At 39.3% G+C, this 19,642-nt stretch carries 22 protein-coding genes and 1 tRNA gene; 11 read left to right on the top strand and 12 right to left on the bottom strand.

The window, feature by feature from the left end; translation table 11 throughout:
* The first annotated feature begins 329 nt into the window (after window positions 1-329).
* From J2W55_RS23945 to J2W55_RS23935, 3 genes are all read left to right on the top strand, one after another.
* Window positions 330-1,214, top strand: coding sequence for a hypothetical protein (locus J2W55_RS23945; RefSeq protein WP_310102394.1), 885 nt, complete (start codon window positions 330-332; stop codon window positions 1,212-1,214).
* A gap of 406 nt (window positions 1,215-1,620) precedes the next feature.
* Window positions 1,621-1,899: a hypothetical protein gene (locus J2W55_RS23940; protein ID WP_310102392.1), complete on the top strand. Its 279-nt coding sequence runs from the start codon at window positions 1,621-1,623 to the stop codon at window positions 1,897-1,899.
* A 128-nt stretch (window positions 1,900-2,027) separates the two neighbouring features.
* On the top strand, window positions 2,028-2,423 hold the full coding sequence (locus J2W55_RS23935; protein WP_310102389.1) for a DUF5071 domain-containing protein: 396 nt from the start codon (window positions 2,028-2,030) through the stop codon (window positions 2,421-2,423).
* A gap of 989 nt (window positions 2,424-3,412) precedes the next feature.
* On the opposite strand, the gene J2W55_RS23930 is transcribed toward J2W55_RS23935, so the two are convergent.
* Window positions 3,413-3,485, bottom strand: a tRNA-Phe gene (locus tag J2W55_RS23930).
* A 229-nt stretch (window positions 3,486-3,714) separates the two neighbouring features.
* Here J2W55_RS23930 and J2W55_RS23925 point away from each other — a divergent pair.
* Entirely contained in the window at window positions 3,715-5,019 is a 1,305-nt protein-coding gene (locus J2W55_RS23925; RefSeq protein WP_310102386.1) for a 4Fe-4S dicluster domain-containing protein, read from the top strand.
* Between the two features lie 120 nt (window positions 5,020-5,139).
* Window positions 5,140-5,907, top strand: a complete 768-nt coding sequence (locus J2W55_RS23920) for a (Fe-S)-binding protein (protein ID WP_310103028.1) — start codon at window positions 5,140-5,142, stop codon at window positions 5,905-5,907.
* On the opposite strand, the gene J2W55_RS23915 is transcribed toward J2W55_RS23920, so the two are convergent.
* Window positions 5,902-6,384, bottom strand: a complete 483-nt coding sequence (locus J2W55_RS23915) for a hypothetical protein (protein WP_310102384.1) — start codon at window positions 6,382-6,384, stop codon at window positions 5,902-5,904. The two genes, J2W55_RS23920 and J2W55_RS23915, sit on opposite strands and share 6 nt — an antisense overlap.
* Window positions 6,385-6,429: 45 nt before the next feature.
* On the opposite strand from J2W55_RS23915, the gene J2W55_RS23910 reads away from it, so the two are divergent.
* From J2W55_RS23910 to J2W55_RS23900, 3 genes are all read left to right on the top strand, one after another.
* Window positions 6,430-6,912 (top strand): ABC transporter ATPase, encoded by a 483-nt coding sequence (locus J2W55_RS23910; RefSeq protein ID WP_310102381.1) that lies wholly within the window; start codon window positions 6,430-6,432, stop codon window positions 6,910-6,912.
* Window positions 6,913-6,986: 74 nt separating this feature from the next.
* A complete protein-coding gene (locus tag J2W55_RS23905) occupies window positions 6,987-7,274 on the top strand; it encodes a YciI family protein (protein ID WP_310102378.1) in 288 nt (95 codons plus the stop codon).
* A gap of 225 nt (window positions 7,275-7,499) precedes the next feature.
* Window positions 7,500-8,108, top strand: a complete 609-nt coding sequence (locus J2W55_RS23900; RefSeq protein ID WP_310102375.1) for a YdeI/OmpD-associated family protein — start codon at window positions 7,500-7,502, stop codon at window positions 8,106-8,108.
* Between the two features lie 26 nt (window positions 8,109-8,134).
* Here the strand turns inward: J2W55_RS23900 and mtgA are convergent, their stop codons facing one another.
* The 4 genes from mtgA to rpsF form a co-directional block, all read right to left on the bottom strand.
* Window positions 8,135-8,887 (bottom strand): monofunctional biosynthetic peptidoglycan transglycosylase, encoded by a 753-nt coding sequence (mtgA, locus tag J2W55_RS23895; protein ID WP_374726383.1) that lies wholly within the window; start codon window positions 8,885-8,887, stop codon window positions 8,135-8,137.
* A 116-nt stretch (window positions 8,888-9,003) separates the two neighbouring features.
* Window positions 9,004-9,447 (bottom strand): 50S ribosomal protein L9, encoded by a 444-nt coding sequence (gene rplI / locus J2W55_RS23890; protein WP_310102372.1) that lies wholly within the window; start codon window positions 9,445-9,447, stop codon window positions 9,004-9,006.
* A 15-nt stretch (window positions 9,448-9,462) separates the two neighbouring features.
* Window positions 9,463-9,726, bottom strand: a complete 264-nt coding sequence (rpsR, locus tag J2W55_RS23885) for a 30S ribosomal protein S18 (RefSeq protein WP_022833472.1) — start codon at window positions 9,724-9,726, stop codon at window positions 9,463-9,465.
* Complete coding sequence (rpsF, locus tag J2W55_RS23880; protein WP_166093217.1) at window positions 9,726-10,091, bottom strand: 30S ribosomal protein S6; 366 nt, start codon at window positions 10,089-10,091, stop codon at window positions 9,726-9,728. The genes rpsR and rpsF overlap by 1 nt, the downstream gene beginning before the upstream one ends.
* 289 nt (window positions 10,092-10,380) lie before the next feature.
* Here rpsF and J2W55_RS23875 point away from each other — a divergent pair, with 289 nt between their 5' ends.
* Window positions 10,381-12,183, top strand: coding sequence for a DNA polymerase III subunit gamma/tau (locus tag J2W55_RS23875; protein ID WP_310102316.1), 1,803 nt, complete (start codon window positions 10,381-10,383; stop codon window positions 12,181-12,183).
* A gap of 97 nt (window positions 12,184-12,280) precedes the next feature.
* On the opposite strand, the gene J2W55_RS23870 is transcribed toward J2W55_RS23875, so the two are convergent.
* A complete protein-coding gene (locus tag J2W55_RS23870) occupies window positions 12,281-12,742 on the bottom strand; it encodes a hypothetical protein (RefSeq protein WP_310102313.1) in 462 nt (153 codons plus the stop codon).
* Between the two features lie 81 nt (window positions 12,743-12,823).
* The gene (locus J2W55_RS23865; protein WP_310102310.1) at window positions 12,824-13,537 is read right to left on the bottom strand and encodes a hypothetical protein; all 714 of its coding nucleotides are present in this window, start codon (window positions 13,535-13,537) and stop codon (window positions 12,824-12,826) included.
* Window positions 13,538-13,749: 212 nt separating this feature from the next.
* On the opposite strand from J2W55_RS23865, the gene J2W55_RS23860 reads away from it, so the two are divergent.
* Complete coding sequence (locus J2W55_RS23860; RefSeq protein WP_310102307.1) at window positions 13,750-14,979, top strand: NADP-dependent isocitrate dehydrogenase; 1,230 nt, start codon at window positions 13,750-13,752, stop codon at window positions 14,977-14,979.
* 133 nt (window positions 14,980-15,112) lie between these two features.
* Complete coding sequence (locus tag J2W55_RS23855; protein ID WP_310102304.1) at window positions 15,113-16,093, top strand: type I phosphomannose isomerase catalytic subunit; 981 nt, start codon at window positions 15,113-15,115, stop codon at window positions 16,091-16,093.
* A gap of 26 nt (window positions 16,094-16,119) precedes the next feature.
* On the opposite strand, the gene J2W55_RS23850 is transcribed toward J2W55_RS23855, so the two are convergent.
* From J2W55_RS23850 to J2W55_RS23835, 4 genes are all read right to left on the bottom strand, one after another.
* Window positions 16,120-16,569, bottom strand: coding sequence for a response regulator (locus tag J2W55_RS23850; RefSeq protein WP_310102302.1), 450 nt, complete (start codon window positions 16,567-16,569; stop codon window positions 16,120-16,122).
* A 14-nt stretch (window positions 16,570-16,583) separates the two neighbouring features.
* Window positions 16,584-18,056, bottom strand: a complete 1,473-nt coding sequence (locus J2W55_RS23845; protein WP_310102299.1) for a PAS domain-containing sensor histidine kinase — start codon at window positions 18,054-18,056, stop codon at window positions 16,584-16,586.
* A gap of 454 nt (window positions 18,057-18,510) precedes the next feature.
* Entirely contained in the window at window positions 18,511-19,164 is a 654-nt protein-coding gene (locus tag J2W55_RS23840) for a DNA alkylation repair protein (RefSeq protein WP_310102296.1), read from the bottom strand.
* A gap of 4 nt (window positions 19,165-19,168) precedes the next feature.
* On the bottom strand, window positions 19,169-19,639 hold the full coding sequence (locus tag J2W55_RS23835) for a YciI family protein (RefSeq protein WP_310102293.1): 471 nt from the start codon (window positions 19,637-19,639) through the stop codon (window positions 19,169-19,171).
* Between the last annotated feature and the right edge of the window lie 3 nt (window positions 19,640-19,642).

Here is a 19,642-nt window from a genome sequence, read left to right as displayed (position 1 = left end):
CAAGCAGACCTCCCAAACAAAATAGAAAAGAACCAAAGCCAGGTCCCAAAATCGGTTCTGTGTAGGCTAAACCTGCGATCAAAGATCCAGTAAGGTAAATCCCAATCGCCAGGAGCGCTTTATATCTTGTTTTCCATTTTCGCAATTGTCAAATGTAGTACTTCGTAACAAATGTTGCGGTAAAAGGTAATATAGCACGGATAACTTGCCTAATGCCTATAGAAATAGATTTTACAAAGCGTTTGACAAATGCAACAACAAGTTTGCTTTTTAGGCAATAAGGGTGAAAGACATTTTATTATCTTTGACGACTTAAACTTAAACATATCATGATTTCAAATTTAAAAGGCAGGACATGTCTTAACTCCAACCTATCATCACTGGCTAAAGCCTTATCTTTCACAATCTTTTTGACATCCCTTTCATTTCTTGCCAATGCGCAAATGGACACTGTATACGCCAATAACACTAAAATAGCTTGTACGATTAAGGAAGTAACTCCAGATGCGGTTAAATATACATTTCCTGGAGAGGATGTGCTGAACTCGGTTTACAAAAACACCATCCAAAAGATCGTCTTTAAAAGTGGCCGCATCCAAACTTTTGCAGAAACTACTTCATATAAAACGGTTAGTGACGTAACGGATTATGATAAAGTTGCTATCACCTCTGTTGAAAGTGAAGTTAAAGGCTTATATAAATTAGGAGATGTAAGCTCCAAGGCTAAAGGAACTACGATCTTTTCTAATCAAGAAAGAGTAAAAGATAGGGCATACCATAAAATGAAACTGCAAGCCGCAATGGTAGGGGCTAATATTGTTTATCTAACGAATCAACGCACAGAAGGTAACAAGTACGGAGGCTATTTCCAAAGTGGTTCAACAGCTGAAACAAACTTAACAGGCGTTGCCTATTCCAATATGCTACCTGATTACAACAAATTTAAGCAGCTATTAGGTTCCAAGACTGATTTCACAGCGATCAAAAAGTATGAACTAGGGGCGAGCGATACAGATGTATCAACTGATGTTATAAACAAACCTTTTACGATATCAAATGTCACTTCGGACAATGGAATTGTTTTGATAACAGCCAAGTTAAAAGGAGAAAACGACAATAGTAACTTCCAATTGGCAAACTTCACCGAAAATACATTTAATGTTGCTTATAAGCATAAGGGCACTGCGTACAACATCGTTATAGCTGTAAAATAAAAGAAGCTCTTTCAAACGCTAGGCTTAATCAGCCTGGCGTTTGGTTTGACAAATCAAATCATTTTTAAATAGATATTAATGCAGTGATTGATAAACATACCGAGCAAGAGGCAAGACGGATGCTACCAGAACCGTCTTGCTACGACAATTTTTATATTGATATCCATGTACCCCGAAAGAATGGCATGTATGAAGTGGTAACATTTGTTAAGTCAGAAAAGGATGGTCAAACTGTATGGATGGTATTGCCCTATGCAAGGTAATCACATGATATCCTATCCCATAAAAAGCTGTTGTGAATCAAAGCAATAACCTTATCTATAAATTAGTATCTTGCGAATGAAAACTCTTTGAATGCGATATTTAGTTAGACGCTATCTGACAAGAACAACCTAAACCACTACCAATGAATAATAATGCAACGCCATTCAAGAATCTGAGTAGGCAAGAGTTAATTATCATAGTGCAAAAGTTATTGGATACAGAAGGTTCATTTGATGATGAGCAGGAGCAGTGGAGGGCACTAGAAGCTAATTTTGTGAATTGGACTATGGTGCTAAAAGATATTTACGAAACACAGCTAAAACTTAACCCCACCACTTTAACCGCCGAAGAAATTGTAGATAGAGGGTTGGCTCGTAAACCTATTGAGTTGCCGGAACGAATGCCAAGAAATAATGAGTGATGCGATTGCATCAAAATCAAGTTGCTAGTACGATATCTTCAAAGCTTTATATTGGTGCAGCGTTCGGTTCAGTGATTGCATCATTTATTTAAAAGGTTATTTTTTAAAGCGAACGGTTAGAACAGATTATGGAAAACAAAGATTACATCCCACAAAACACAAATGATGTCTTCGCGGTTAAGCGCCTTAAACAGCTGCCATTTGAAGCCGTCAGGAAAGATGTTCCAGCCTTGTTGGAATGGCTTCAGGACGGACACTGGGATGTCGCGGAAGGCGTAACCGAATATTTAGTTCCTCACGTTAATGAAATAACGCTAGAGCTTGTATTCGTGCTTAATACAGACGATGGTATGTGGAAGTATTTTCTTATTTATGGTTTGATCGGACGATCACAGGATAAACTCTCACCGGTGTTGATAAATGCCCTTAGAAGAATTGCAGAACATCCTACAAGTATTGAGATTGAGGATGGGGTTGATGAAGCAGCAAAAGAAATAATCGCAAATAAAGTCTTATGCGACTAGAGATAGCTCAATATACACGTCAAGCTATTTTATTAAAAGCTACTGAAGAGAAGAGATTGAGGGTAATTACTAGTTTATCTTTAAGAAAGTCAGGACAGAGGCCATTTCCCCAATCCACAACAATCAACACCAATGAAACTAAAAGTAAAACAACAGTTTTACCTTTTAGAAAAGATAGATAGAAGTACACCAAAACTCAATCATCTTCAACTCCCAAACAACATATACAACCTCATTCTAACTTTCTAGTTTATTTAAGAAAGTTACCTCTATAAGGATAGTTACAAGATCTTCAAGAAAATTAGAAATATACTCAGAAGGTTTATCTTATAAAACGAGTAGATACAAATTGAGTTGAGCTACTGAAAGTATGATTTCCTTTTTCCTATTTTTCTAACATCCTTGTTTCTATAAGGGTAGTTACAACAACCTGTAAAAATTAGTAATCCAGAAAGTGTTCTCAGGTCCGGTTTACATCTCTACGTGGATGAAAATACATTCTGCCCATTTTCAGAATAGCCAGTATAGAGATATAGGTTATGTGTTAAAGATGCACAGCTTGGCAAGGACGGAAGAGTGAGATAATAATTATCAGCAAAGTTAAGTGGGAGCCTGAAATACAAGGCAAGGAATTTCCGGCATAAACACTACCCTGCGCGCTACCTTACATTTATTCCGTTCCTCCCTGCATTTAATTCATCCTTGCACTTGTTCGGGCACCATAATTATTTATTCACTTAAACTATGTCAGTACGCAACTAAATGTGTCATTTAATCTATTAACAGCTAAATTTAAATTAAAAGTGCGCCAAAAGTGCGCCAAATGCTCATTAAAATCATTAGAAAGAATCAGAAAGTAGCAAATGAACTAATCCGAAGTAACAATCAATTTATCAATCAACAAAATTAGAAAACCTGCACTTAGACGCTGTATAGGCCATTTAAGCAAAAAAAGCCTCTTAGAATTAACTAAGAAGCTTTTGAAAGTGTGGTATCAGCTGGGATCGAACCAGCGACACAAGGATTTTCAGTCCTTTGCTCTACCGACTGAGCTATGATACCTCCTTTTGGGGAGTGCAAATGTAGCTTTTTTTTTATGTTTGAAAAGCTTTTTTTGAAAAAAGTTTTCAAATATTGATACTTGTGCAGCATAACTTTATAATTCATGGTTTTTAAATTAAACAATCATTCACTTAATCAGTTACTTAGCTGCCGTGGTATTTTTTGGCTCCAAAACATTTTTCTCTTTCAACAATTCAATTAACTTTGAAAAAAATACTATGCACGCATAATGATTGCACAGGCTATATTTATTATCATTTTAGGGGCAGCCATTTATCTGTTCACTAAAAGCGCCGGTAAAATAAGGCGCAATATATTGTTGGGGAAAGATACTGACCGGTTTGACCAACCGGCTGTACGGTGGAAGGTGATGGCAAAAATAGCCTTGGGGCAAACAAAAATGGTAAAGCGCCCTGTAGCTGCTATTATGCACTTTTTTATCTACATAGGCTTTGTCATCATTAATCTGGAGGTGCTGGAGATCATGATCGATGGCATCTTTGGTTCACATCGCATATTTTCGCATCCGTTGGGTGGCTTATATAGTTTGCTCATAGGAGGCTTTGAAGGGCTGGCAGTGCTGGTGCTTATTGCTTGTGCGGTTTTCCTGTGCAGGCGTAATATTGTGCGTTTAAAACGCTTTACCGGTACCGAAATGACCCAATGGCCACGGTCAGATGCCAACTACATCCTCATTACCGAAATTTTACTGATGACCGCCTTTTTAACCATGAACGCGGCCGATTATAAATTACAACTATTACATTTCGGTCATTACGTTAAAGCGGGTAGTTTTCCTGTGAGTTCGCTGATAGCGCCTTTACTGCCAAGTGGTTCGGGCGCATTGGTAGTTATTGAACGTGTTTGCTGGTGGTTTCATATTACGGGTATTTTAATTTTTTTGAATTACCTGCCATATTCCAAGCATTTCCATATCCTGTTGGCTTTCCCAAATACTTACTATTCCAACCTGAATAAAAAAGGGAAGTTTACCAATATGGCATCGGTTACTAATGAAGTAAAAGCCATGCTTGATCCTTCTTTTGTTCCTGAAAATACGGGCGAGCCCGCTCGTTTCGGAGCTAAGGATGTTACCGATCTTACCTGGAAAAACCTGATGGAAGCTTATACCTGTACAGAATGCGGCAGGTGTACCTCGGTGTGCCCCGCCAATATCACAGGCAAACTATTATCGCCCCGCAAAATTATGATGGATACCCGCGACCGGATTACCGAGCTGGGTAACAACCTTGACAAGTACGGTAAAGATCATGACGATGGTAAAACTTTATTGGATAATTATATCACCCGCGAGGAGCTTTGGGCTTGTACCACCTGTAACGCTTGTGTAGAGGCCTGTCCGGTAAATATTAATCCATTGGAAATAATTACCGAAATGCGAAGGTATATTGTGATGGAAGAATCACAGGCACCGGCAAGTTTGAACAACATGTTCGGTAATGTGGAGAATAACGGCGCACCATGGAAATACAGCCAGGCCGACAGGTTTAATTGGAGCAACCCTTCCTCGTAAATTATCCGCGGAACGGCGGGCTTTATTAAAACAATTGAAAAAGAGATGAGCGACAATCTGATAAATAATAATGAATCGAGCCCTGCTTCCGCAGGAGGGGGGACGGTTGAGGTTCCGACTATGGCTGATATGGCCGCGCAGGGAAAGGACCCGGAAATATTATTTTGGGTAGGATGTGCGGGCAGTTTTGACGAAAGAGCACAAAAGATAACCCGCGATATTTGCAAGATATTGCATCATGTTGGTATAAGTTATGCCGTTTTGGGTACTGAAGAAAGCTGCACAGGCGATCCGGCAAAGCGTGCAGGGAACGAATTTTTGTTCCAGATGATGGCCATGACCAATATACAGGTACTTAATGGCTACAATATAAAAAAGATAGTAACAGGTTGTCCGCATTGTTTTAATACCATTAAAAACGAATATCCTGATCTGGGCGGTAATTACGAGGTGATCCATCATTCGCAGCTTATACAACAATTGATCAACGAAGGAAAACTGAAAGCCCAGGGCGGAGAAAGCTTTAAGGGAAAAAAGATTACCTTTCACGATCCCTGCTACCTGGGCCGGGGTAATAATGTTTATGAGGCGCCACGCGCCGCCCTTGAAATTTTAGATGCTGAACTGGTTGAACTGAAACGCTGCAAATCAAACGGTTTGTGTTGTGGCGCAGGCGGCGGGCAAATGTTTAAAGAACCTGAGCCTGGCAAAAAAGACATCAATATAGAACGCATGGTGGATATTCTGGAAGCCAAAGCTCAGGTGGTAACTGCCGCGTGTCCGTTTTGTATGACCATGCTTACCGATGGCGTAAAACACCAGGATAAGGAACAGGAGATACAAGTGCTTGATATAGCCGAGATCACCGTTAAGGCAAACGGGTTATAAACTTTTTGCCTTGAAATAATTCAGCGCGTTTTTTAAACTATCCAACCGCTCAGGGCTCATATTTTTAACCGGCAGATCAAGCACGGTCGACATGGAGTCGATATCTCCCTTCGGGTCCTCATAGGTTTGTACTATAATATCGTCGGCAGCGGTGCTCAGTTGCAGGGTGCCGGTCTTGTCATCGCCCTGGTATTCTACATCGTTTAAACGGTGTAAATTAAAGGAGTAATACTCCTGTTTACCATGTTGATAAGTTTTTCGGAGCCGTAAAAAATAATCGTTTGTAAGGGCGAGTTCCCACTTTTTTAATTTGCTATCGGGCGGTGGGTTGTATGATTCTGAAAGACATTTATTGCTCCAATCAAGCCATTCCTGATCGTCTGTTTGTGGCCTGAAGCTGTAATTAAGCCAACCTGCAAGCAAAATGCAGATAACTAACGGCATTTTTTTTAGTTGCGACAGATGTGTATTTTTCATGACAACAAAATGTAACCCGAAGTTAATAAATTGATATTTTTGTAAATGGAATTTTCTCAACACTCAAGAGTTTGGATATACCAGGCTGATAAAAAATTATCAGACCAGGAAGTGCAGCAGATACAGCAGGAACTTGATGATTTCACTATCAGTTGGACCGCCCATAACGCACAGTTAAAAGCCAGGGCCGAGATAAGGTACAACCGTTTTTTGATTTTGATAGTAGATGAAAGTCAGGCTGGTGCAAGCGGGTGTTCCATTGATAAATCGGTTCATTTTATGAAACAACTGGAGCAGCGTTTCAATATTAGTCTGTTCGACAGGTTTAATCTGGCTTATCGTGACGGTAAAGAAGTAAGATCGTTACCGCGTCATGCTTTTGAAGATATGTTAAAGCAGGGAAAGATCAATACTGAAACCATTGTTTATAATAACATGGTACAAAACGTAGGCGAACTGGAAACTAAATGGGAGGTGCCATTTAAACACAGCTGGCATATACAACTGTTCAGAGATCTTGTTAGGTAAGGCTCTTAAACGGCTAATAAAGCTGGGTTCATGAAACAATTGTCTAATCAGAATATCAATTAATAAGTAAAATTATGTTCATCATCGATCTTAATTACATTGTGCCGCTGGAGGAGATAGACAATCACATGGCTGCCCACGTTGAATATCTGGAAAAGTATTACAAAAAGAATGTATTTGTGGTATGGGGGCGAAAAGAGCCCCGTACGGGCGGTGTTATTCTGGCTTTGGCTGGTGCTAAAGCTGAGATAGAAAAAATCATTACCGAAGATCCGTTTTACATACATGGATTAGCAGAAATTAAAGTAACTGAGTCCGTTATTTCAAAATACCATCCCGACTTAAAGAAGTTGATTGATTAAGTAATCAATAGATTTAAATTATCAGCTAATTTTATCTAAATGAGTGGGTTTTTCATTAGGGAAAGCAAAAAGCATGTATTTTTTGCTGCCTTCTTCCTTAAAAGAAATATCTGCCCTCTCATTGTCATACATAAAAAAGCCGTCTGTATAAGCGTGTTATAAAACTAATAAAAAAGACGATATCAGATTGTTGGTAATTGAAAACAATATGTATAAATTTATTCTATGGGACAATACGATAACCGGATAGATGCATACATTGCCAGGTCTGCTGAATTTGCAAAACCGATACTGGAACACATCAGACAGGTAGTTCATGGTGCCTCACCACTAATCGGGGAAACGATAAAATGGGGCATGCCTTTTTTCGAGTATAAAGGCTCTATATGTCATATGGCAGCTTTTAAGCAACATTGTGCCATGGGCTTCTGGAGATCATCCCTTATTAAAGACAAGTACAATATTCTGAATAGTGCTGATGAACCTGCTATGGGGAGTTTTGGCCGGCTTACCAGCATAGCCGATCTGCCTGACAGAGAAATATTAATTGATTATATACTGCAAAGTATTGAATTGAACGAAAAAGGTGTTAAAGCGCACCCTAAAAAAGCCCCTGCCGAAAAAGCCGAATTGATTGTCCCTGATTATTTCACAGAGCTTTTAGCTGGTTATCCAAAAGCTAAAATGGTATTTGACGGGTTTAGTTACTCCAATAAAAAGGAATATGTAGAGTGGATAGTGGAGGCCAATACTGATGCTACCCGCCAAAAACGTTTGGATACCGCGGTTGAATGGCTCTCTGAAGGAAAGACCCGGATGTGGAAATACAAATAGAAAAGATAGAGCTCAGAGGCAATGATTTAAAAATCAAGCGGACCCAGCCTGCGCATATTTTTCATGATCAAATATTGCCTGTGCCTTAAATAACGTGTAGGGTGGGTAGCCGACCATTTAAGCGGACTCGGAAATATTACAGCGATTGCTGCAGCCTCGTGTTTTGTTAAATTGGCAGCCGGTTTGTTAAAATATGCCTGCGAAGCGGCTTCAATACCATATATGCCATCGCCCATTTCAATTTCATTCAGGTAAACCTCCATGATGCGCTTTTTGCTCCAAAAAACTTCTATCAGGATGGTAAAGTAAGCTTCGATGCCTTTGCGGATCAGGGAACGGCCTTCCCATAAAAATACATTTTTGGCAACCTGCTGTGATATGGTGCTGCCGCCAATTAATTTTTTGCTATGCGCGTTTTTTTCAATGGCTTTTTCAATCGCCCTGAAATCAAAACCGTGATGCTCTAAAAAGCTCTGGTCTTCGGCGGCAACAGCCGCCCGCTTCATATTATCAGATATTTCGTCAAAATCTTTCCATTGTTTGTCAATCTTCCAGTCCTTACCGGCTGCCTTGCGTTGAAAGCCCCGTTCAATCATGAGCCAGGTAAAAGGCGGATTTACAAAGCGGTAAAAAAGAACACCCAAAAGGCTTAGCCCTATAAAAAGCAGGAATGCCAGTTTAAATATCCTGAATACGAGCCGTAATATTCCGCCATACTTTGATTTTGGATTTCGGAACTTCGATTTTGAATTTTTTTTAGGGGGTGGTGTTCGTTTCACGAAGACTAATAATTATCTATAAATAACAAAGGGTGCTTTGCTTTAGCAAAACACCCTCTAAAATTCTAAAATTAAGTTCAAAATCCGAAATCGAAAATCCGAATTCCGAAATATAATTACTCAGCTACTACTGAGAAAGGAACCTGTACTTTTACTTCTTTGTGCAGGTTTATGTTTGCGATGTAATCACCAACAAACTTAGGTTCCTGGTCAAAAGTAATACGACGGCGGTCAACTTCAAAGCCTTCTTTTTTCAATGCATCAGCAACTTGAATAGTGTTGATGGCACCGAAAATTTTACCGCTTTCACCGGCTTTAGCACCAATGCTAAGTTTAACACCTTCTAAACGTGCAGCAATTGCATCAGCATCCTTGCGGATCTTTTCTTGTTTAAACTGAGCCTGTTTCAGGTTTTCAGCTAAAACTTTGCGGGCACTTGGAGTAGCTAATATGGCGTAGCCTTTTGGTAAAAGGTAGTTACGGCCATAACCTGGTTTAACGTTTACCACATCGTCTTTATCACCCAGGTTTTTTACATCTTGTTTTAAAATAACTTCCATTTCTTAAATCTCCTATTATTTTAATGAATCTGTAACGTAAGGTAATAAACCAATATGACGGGCACGTTTAACAGCCTGAGCCACTTTACGCTGAAATTTTAATGAAGTACCGGTTAAACGGCGAGGTAATACTTTACCCTGATCATTAATAAACTTTAATAAAAAGTTAGCGTCTTTGTAATCAATATACTTAATGCCATTCTTTTTAAAACGGCAGTATTTTTTACGGTTATCCTCCACTTTTGGAGCGGTAACGTATTTAATTTGTTCGTTTGCCATTAGTTTGCATCCTCCACTTTAGCTGCCGGCTTTTTGTTAAAAGCGCCGCTGCGTTTTTTGTCATTGTAAGCAATGGCATGTTTATCCAAAGCAATGGTAAGGAAGCGCAAAACACGCTCATCGCGCCTTAACTCAACCTCCAATTTATTAATTAATTCACCTGGAGCCTTAAATTCAGTTAAGTGATAGTACCCTGTAGTCTTTTTTTGAATAGGGTACGCTAATTTTCTCAAACCCCAATTATCCTCCTGGACAATTTCGGCTCCGCCATCAGTTAAGATCTTGCTAAATTTGGCAATGCCTTCTTTAGCAGTTTCTTCTGATAACAACGGGGTTAGAACGATCACGATTTCGTACTGTTGCATTATTATACTTTGATTTTTAATTAATTACCCGCTATTACGGGGCTGCAAATGTAAAAAAAATATTTGCATTAATCAAATAAGATACCGCAGAAATTCTATATGCCTAACAATCCGTTTTTATGTGGTTAAAAGCTGATGGTTTGCGTAAATACAGGTTAATTGCTAATATGGGAATTAATGCTCATTGGCGTCGTTTTTAGGAGAAGTTTCTTGGCTTTTTTATAACCGAATATGTTTAAGTGCAACATAGGGTTTGTGGGTAATATAGTTTCTTGCTAACTTAGTAGCTGTGGATAATTTTATTGTTTCGGCTCGTAAATATCGCCCAGCTACTTTTGAAACCGTTGTTGGTCAGCAACATATAACCAACACGTTAAAAAATGCTATTAAAAATAATCAACTGGCGCAGGCGTTTTTATTCTGCGGTCCGCGTGGTGTGGGTAAAACTACCTGCGCACGCATACTTGCAAAAACCATTAATTGTACAGATCTGCAGCCCAATGGCGAAGCCTGCGGCCAATGTGCCTCATGTAAAGCTTTTGAAAATGGGAACTCATTTAATGTTCACGAACTTGATGCCGCGTCAAACAACTCGGTTGATGATATCAGGAGCCTTATTGAACAGGTGCGCATACCACCACAAGCAGCCCGCTATAAAGTTTATATAATTGATGAGGTTCATATGCTATCGCAGGCGGCATTTAATGCCTTCTTAAAAACCTTAGAGGAGCCACCTCATTACGCTATATTTATACTGGCTACAACCGAAAAGCATAAAATACTGCCTACTATACTCTCCCGCTGTCAGATATTTGATTTTAACCGCATTCGGGTTGAAGACATGGCCGGTCACCTGGCGTCAATAGCTGTTAAAGAGAACATCAGCTATGAACCGGATGGCTTGCATATTATAGCTCAAAAAGCCGACGGTGGTTTAAGGGATGCTTTGTCAATGTTTGATCAGATAGTTAGCTTTTCGGGTGCTAAAGTCACCTATCGGTCTGTAATTGACAACCTGAACATACTTGATTACGACTACTATTTTAATATAACCGATAGTTTATTACAGGAAGACACGGCCAAAGTGCTGTTGTTTTTTGACGAAATATTGGCCCGTGGTTTTGATGGCGCTCATTTTATTGCCGGCCTTAACGAGCATTTTCGCAACCTGCTGGTAAGTAAAGACCAATCAACATTAAAACTGCTTGAAGTAAGCGAGGGTATAAAAAACAAATACCTGCAGCAATCACAAGCCGGTTCAGTGTCTTTCCTGCTTTCGGCCATGAATATTGCCAACCAATGCGATATTAATTACAAGCTGAGCAAAAACCAACGATTGCAGGTTGAGCTGGCACTGCTCAAAATGTGCCACTTACCGTCGGCGTTTAACATAGCAACGTCACCACTTGCTGCAACTCCCGCCACAGACGGGGCATTAAAAAAAAAACCTGATACCCCAGCAGTAACAGCCCCCGTACAGCAAAATAAGACCGGTAACGAGGTTCCGGTATTAAGCGATGCGCCGCTTACTTATAGTAAAACCGCACCTCAGTTTACCGGCAGCCAGGCTTTGCCGGTAAAGGAGACCGTGCCGGTTGCCGAAAAGCCGCCGATATTTATCCCGAAATCGGGTTTGGGCTTGTCGACGCCATCACTTACCGGTGTCGTTAAAGCTGAGGATGAGGCAATGGAGGAGGAGGACCCTTATTTAAAAGGAGATGACAGGGAGAACTTTACCATGGATGATTTTTTAAGGTGCTGGAGCGATTTTGCTGCTAAAGTAAAGGCCGAAGGGAAAAAGAACCTGGTGACTATTTTTATAGCCAATGCGCCCCGCATGATAAAACCATATGAATTTGAAATAGTGGTTGGCAACAAGGTGCAGGAAAATTTATTCAGAGACGAAAGACCGCAATTGCACAATTACCTGCGCAGTACTTTAAAAAACTATACTATTGAGGTAAATGTACGTGTTGATGAACAGGAAGTGATCAGAAAACCTTACACTGCAACAGAAAAATTTCAGTATATGGCTGCCAGAAACCCGCAGCTTGTTGATCTGAGAAACCGCTTTAACCTTGATTTTGATTGATATAGTTGCAAATAGTGAGAGATTAAATTTAACAGGAGCGTTGATACCATCAATGGCACAAACACCACCCAATATTTATCCCTCACTACTAAAAAAACTATTTCAAAAACTCGCCGTCATTTTTAGGATAACCTTCCTCGTCAAGGTCCTCGCGATCGTCCTCCGGAGTGTGTGCTAATGCAGAATCTGTAGGGTCAACCTCTACAATATCGCCATTGTCAATGTGCATGCCAAGGTCGTCAACATCAGTTTCGAGCGATCTTTTTCCGGCATATTCATCACCTGTATTATCATAAGGATTGGCCTCGTCATACGTGGAATTCATATCATCGCCGTTTTTAACGGAGGTATCGTACGGGTCAGGGTGATCATACTCAGGGTCGTCACTTTTTACATCATACTCAAAGCTGTTATCATCGGGATTGTAATTAAGGTCCTCTTTATCAATTGTTTCCCCTAATTCATCCTTTAATGTCCTGTCACGGTCAGCACTGTTGTCGTTTAACGCATCATCATCGTTATCATCGTCAAATCCGAAGTTTATATTTTGATTGTTCATAGGATTTTGCTTTGATTAAATATACCTAAAACCTTGCCAGAAATCAAAAAAAACTAATCGAAAGCAAATTAAAAAGCGATGCTAATAATGCACCTGTTTACGGTATGAGGTTACACCGCCAATGGCAAATTTTACTCCTAAAGTAAGCTGCGAAAAAACGTCTCGTTTACTATCTCCAGTATCATAGCCATCAAGGTTATCGCTTAATACAAAATTGTATTGATAACCCAGATCAATTTTAATGCTGGGTTCGTTATATTGGTTAAATACCTTTATTTCATAACCCAGCCTAACTGGTATAAAAGGTACCTGGGTGTTATTATCACCTGCTAGCATCATACCTGGGGGTACCCGCAAATCGGGATTTTTTACTACAATATGGTTTACAATGTATCCAATACCAGTCGAGACATAAAGATTTTTAAAAGCATTGGCCATCTGGTTGTGCGAATAATCAATAACTTCACCAGCTTGTAACTGCACCTTTAGTGCAAAAGCTGCAAAGTGGTTTTCAAACCGCCTTCCCGATTGAATTGATTCAGGATCGCTGCCTTTAAGGCGGCCGGCCTGGCCTTCAAAAACGTAATTAACAAAAGGGCTTTGATTGTAAGTAAAGTTAAAATGAGCCGAAGGGGTTTTGTTTAGCGTGTGTACATCAGTACTTACAGGTACATTTAAGCCAACTGCAACGCCAACATCATATTGCGCATAATCATAACCTAATTGGGCCTTCGCTAAGAATGTGCTTGTGCACAGTATTACTATAATAATTAATTTAAATATCAGTTTTATCATAATTAGGGGGCTATGGCAATTAACCAAACAACCACTTTTAAGTACAAATGTTTGATTTTATAAAAATAGCACCAAACTTCACAATTACAATAAACTTATTATAATAAATAGTCAGTTTAAAGCAATCAATAATTTTTCATGCTGTATTTAATGAAATTGGTAAAGTCAATTTGATATATTTGGAACCAATAAAATAAAAAACAACATCAGGTATGTCAAAAATTAAAGTAGAAAATCCGGTAGTTGAACTGGATGGAGATGAAATGACCCGAATTATCTGGAAATTTATCAAAGACAGGTTGATAATTCCTTATCTTGATCTTGATATAAAATATTATGATCTGGGTATCGAGTATCGTGATGAAACTAACGATCAGGTGACTATTGATGCCGCTAATGCTATTTTAAAATATGGTGTAGGTATTAAATGTGCAACTATTACACCTGATGAGCAACGTGTTGAAGAATTTGGTTTAAAACAGATGTGGCGTTCACCAAACGGAACCATCCGTAATATTTTAGATGGTACAGTTTTTCGTGAACCGATTGTAATGGCCAATGTACCACGTTTGGTACCTAACTGGACAGCTCCGATCTGCATAGGCCGCCATGCTTTTGGCGATCAGTACCGTGCTACTGATTTTGTTACCAAAGGTAAAGGCAAGCTTACCATAACCTTCACTCCTGAAGACGGTGGCGCAGAGCAGTCATTTGAAGTGTTTAATTTTAAGGGAGATGGCGTTGCACTGGCAATGTATAATACCGACGAATCAATAAAAGGATTTGCCCGCGCTTGCTTTAACCAGGCGTTGCTTAAAAAATGGCCATTGTATCTTTCAACTAAAAATACCATTCTTAAAAAATATGATGGCAGGTTTAAAGACATTTTTCAGGAGATATATGAAAATGAATTTAAACTGGAGTTTGAAGCTAACCAGCTAACTTATGAGCACCGTTTAATTGATGATATGGTTGCATCTGCTTTAAAATGGCATGGTAACTTTGTATGGGCCTGTAAGAACTATGATGGCGATGTTCAATCTGATACGGTAGCCCAGGGCTTTGGTTCATTAGGATTAATGACCTCAACTTTAGTTACACCTGATGGTACGGTAATGGAAGCCGAAGCTGCGCATGGTACTGTTACACGCCACTATCGCGAGCATCAGGCAGGCAAGCCTACATCAACCAACCCTATAGCTTCTATCTTTGCCTGGACAAGAGGATTAGAGTTCCGTGGTATGCTTGATAAAAACCAGGAACTGATCAACTTCTGCAAAACTTTAGAGCAGGTATGTATTGAAACAGTTGAAAGCGGTAAAATGACAAAAGATCTTGCCATTACTATTAAGCCAAAGGTTGAGCATGGTAAAGATTATTTATATACCGAAGAATTTTTAGCAGCTATTGACGAAAACCTGAAAGCCAAATTAGGCAAGTAATATATTAAGATGAAATATCTGGCCCGCCCTTACCTGGCGGGCTTTTTTGTGCCTGATAAGATTTGACTAAAAAGTGTCAATTCAGTTTTTCCTTTCTTTTTTTACTGATAACTTAGCAGCAAAAAACAATAGCATGGCGGCATTATATCCATTAAAATTTAAAACCATTTACAAAGACAAGATATGGGGTGGTCAAAAGATCAAAACCTATCTGCATAAAGATTTTGGCACTTTGCCCAACTGTGGTGAAACCTGGGAAATATCAGGCGTAAAGTCTGATGTATCAGTAGTGGCAAGCGGTGAACTGGCTGGTGAATCATTAGCCGACCTGTTGGTGAAATACCAGGGCGAATTGGTGGGCGAAAAGGTTTATGCTCATTTTGGTAATATATTTCCGCTGCTGGTAAAGTTTATTGATGCCAATGATGATCTGTCTGTACAGGTGCACCCGGATGATGAACTGGCAAAAAAACGCCATAATTCATTTGGTAAAACTGAGATGTGGTATGTTATTGAGGCCGATCCTGGTTCCACATTGATAGCAGGCTTTAATCAGGATATGACAGAGCAAAAATATGTAGATGCCCTGAACAGCGGTCATATTATGGATATCTTAAACCGCGAAAATGTAACAGGAGGCGATGTTTTCTTTTTACCCGCGGGCCGCGTTCATACCATTGGCAAAGGACTGCTTATAGCTGAGATCCAGCAAACATCAGACATTACTTACCGTATTTACGATTTTGACCGCGTTGACGATAAAGGCAATAAACGTGAGCTGCATACAGAAGAAGCACTTGCCGCTATTGACTACAAACACTACCCCGAGTATAAAACCAGCTATCAGCCGCAGAAAGATGAAACGGTAAAGCTGGTTACGTGCCCATATTTTACCACCAACCTGCTTGATTCTACCCACAACACATCGAAGGATTATGCTGCGCTTGATTCGTTTGTGATACACGTTTGTGTGGAAGGAGCTTATACTCTAAAATATAACGGACAGGCTTACCCTGTAAACATGGGCGAATGTATTTTACTACCTAAAAGCATTGATAGCGTTGAGTTGGAAACAACCGGCGGCTTTAAAATACTGGAAAGCTATATTGAATAAAAAAACTATAGGTACAGGCTGGGTTTTTAATCTGTGCCTGTACTTTTAAATTTATCGGGAATTAAGGCCTGAACGTTGTTAAATATCTCCGTTAAATGCTGCGCATCCAGGGGTTTAAAAATATAATCAGAAATTGAAGAAATATTTTTTGCCCTGTCAACATCATCCATATCCGTTGAGGAACTGAGTATGTAAACTGCGATTTTTTTCCCCAGCTGTGATTTTATTTCCTCAAATTCTTTCATGAATTCCCAGCCATCCATAACAGGCATATAGATATCCAGGAATATAAGATCAGGCAAATTATTGACGTTAATTGCGCTTTTTAAATGGGCAATGGCGTCCCTGCCGTTATCAAAATGTGTGAAGTGGTTGATAGTATATTTGAGGCTCAGTAGTTTTTTAAAGCCATAAACATAAGTGCGGTTGTTGTCAATAATACAGGCGTTAACAGGGGGAAGAGACTCTATGGTCATTATACGATTGGTTATTATACCAGTCTGATTGTAAATTTAGTGCCAATATTTACGGTACTTTCCACTTTGATTGTACCACCAAGGGCTTCAACCTGATTACGGGTAATAAACAACCCAATTCCCTTGGCATCGGGGTTTTGATGGAAGGTTTTATACATTCCAAATACTTTATCACCGTAGCGCTCAAGGTCAATGCCGATGCCATTGTCTTCAAATATCAGATAAATATGGTTACGGTCTTTAAGCGTATGGCACCGGATAATCGGTTTCCTGTCTGGGTGACTGTATTTTAAGGCATTGGTAAGCAGATTTTGCAATATACTCTCCATATAGGCGGGTATATAACTTATTTGCGGACATTGGCTAAAATCATACTCTATTCGTGCCCCAAGGGCATCTATATTGCTTTTTATAGCCGATTGTATGTTTTTAAAAATGGTTTCGAAACTAATAATGCTGCGTTCGTTCGTAATTTCATTTTGTATCTTAACAATTTCATTAAGATGTTCAATAGTTGCATTTAAGCTGTTACTGATGGATTTTATATGGGAAAAAATTTCATCGCGATCATTCGCAAGATCGGTTTCTTCATATAAATTCACCATAAATTGCAAATTACCGGTATGCGAACGCAGGTTGTGCGATACGATATATGCAAAATTTTGTAAGCGCCTGTTTTGGTCGGTAAGTAGATTTAGGGATGATTCCAGGCTAAGGCCTTTACGTTTGTTATTATCTATATCCTGAAAAATACCCCTTATAGTAACACATTTTCCAAAATCGTTAATAATGGGTATACCCTTTGCCCTAACCCAAATTATATTGTTTTTAGCCGTTCTGAACAATAGTTCAAGATCATAGGGCTGGCAAAACTCAATGGCGTTATTTATGGCGTTTTGTATTACAGGGCGGTATGATGGTTCAAAAAAGCTTATCGCTTCGTCAAGCGTCAGTTTTACTTCGGTCTGTAGCTCGAAAATATCATATATCTGTTTGGATAATGTTAAATTCAGGGTGCTTGTCTCAATTTCCCAGCTACCTAATTTGGCTATTTTTACCGTATCGCTGTAAACCCGATCGTTGTGTGCAGCCTGCAGCTGGGCTTGTTTATACTGGTTTATATTAATGATAGAGCCGTAAATTGTATGGCCGCTTTCATCATTATGTTTTTTAACAGTACTTTCAAACCAATGGTAGCCCGAAGCTTTGGTAAGCAGCCTGATATGTACGGGACCAGTATGGGTTTGATTAGTTAACGCATTCAGAAAAACAGATTTATCCTGATGGTATAACAGATGTTCAAAAAATGAGTGATTGGAGCATTCGATCTCGCCGGGTTCATATCCTAAGAGAGCATAAAAGCCTGCAGACCATTTAATAGACCTGGTGCTAATGTTGTATTCCCAAATGCCCGCATTAATGTTATCAATTAATTGAGCAAGGTGCAACCTGCTATCGTCAGAAAATTTATCCTCAGAAAAACCCATATTAATTTATGACCTACTCATTTATTTCATTAACAACACGCTCTTATAAGAAAAATATGTGCCATAATTTTAAATTACTCAAATTACAACCATTGGTTGTATATGTTTTTTCCTGCTCTGTGCTATAAATGTTTAAATTGTGATGTTTCAAATATAATATTTGATATGGTATAAACAACTCTTATACTGATGATTACGAAATAAAATTTATTGCTTTGGATTTTATGCGTTTACACGGATAAAAAATGCAAAAAGAATTAGTTGACGGATATTTTAGATATTATTTGACGTATTTAACTGCAAAAAGATATAATTAAATATTTTAAGGAGTAAAATTTCATTAGAAATGGTCAAAAGTGATATCAGGTAGGGTGTAAATAGAAGAAAAACAGCGCTTTTGATGTAAAACGTCCTGATTTTTAGCCAATTTGATGTGTTATGTTAAAAAAATGGATTATTTGTCGACCAGTTCGGCTAAAGCGTTGGTTGCTATCCATTTGGCTGCTTTATTATTTTGTTTTAAAATGTTCCGGGCTGTTTGTAAAGCGTGAACTTTTAAAGTATCATTTCTTTTACCTATTTGCCGTAGCGCCCAATTGGCTGCTTTTTTAACAAAGTTGCGGTTATCCCATGCTTCTCTTTCAATTATAGGAAGAAGGTTGATAAGTGTTTCATTTGATGCGGTTTTATGGTGAACAGCATATTCGGCCATTAAAACAAAGCCTGCCCGTTTAACAAATTCTTCAGGTCGCGCGCTAAACTCAATAGCCTTATCAATAGCAAATGGGGTTCGGTCAAACAAATTTCCGCATACCTGGTCGCACAGGTCCCAGGAGTTAAAATCCTTTGTCCAATTGTCTATTTGATCTTTCGTTACGCATGCCGGGTCATCTATCATTGATGCCAGCATGCGGGCTTCATGCAGGCCGGTATCCCACAGTTCAATGGCAAGCAGGTGGTCTTTTTTGATGATCCGAGCCAGTTTACGTAATTCAGGAAGACGAACGCCTATAGCGTGAGTTGTATCGATACCAAAACGCTTCATGCCGGCAAGGTAGGCGGGCTCGGCTTTTTGTTTTAAAAAGCCAATAACTTCATCAACATTCATGGCGTCAATCGGTCATACTTTTCTTTTGAAGCGTGTTGTGAATAGGCACAACCTGCAATAACGCTGCGCTGCAATAAAAGGGGTGCAATTCCATTATCAAAGCTCCTGCTTTTATAGCGGGATCGGTTTCGGTAAGTTTTTTGGCTTCCTCAACGGTTGCCACATTAAAAATGAAGATGCCTCGTAATGGCTGATTGTCTAAAAACGGACCGGCTACAACCAGCTTGCCTTCGGCGGCAAGACGGCCAATGTTTTTAAGATGCGCCATTTGCAACTGCATGTTCGCGGCCGAGTCTTTCAGTTGTACAGGTCCTTCTTTTAAAAAAGCCAGCACATACTTTTTCATGCCATAATCGTCTGCTCCAAGCTTTTTGGCGAGTTCGGCATCATATACGGGTTTAGCAGCAGGTGTGTTTTGTGCAAAACAATTGATACATAGGGTGATGATGCCAATAAGCAGAATGAGCTTTTTCATTGC

Origin of the sequence: Mucilaginibacter pocheonensis (assembly GCF_031456535.1) — a bacterium.
Lineage (GTDB): Bacteria > Bacteroidota > Bacteroidia > Sphingobacteriales > Sphingobacteriaceae > Mucilaginibacter > Mucilaginibacter pocheonensis.
Note: the sequence above shows the minus strand (reverse complement) of the source record. Positions and strands in the feature narration are given on the sequence as shown.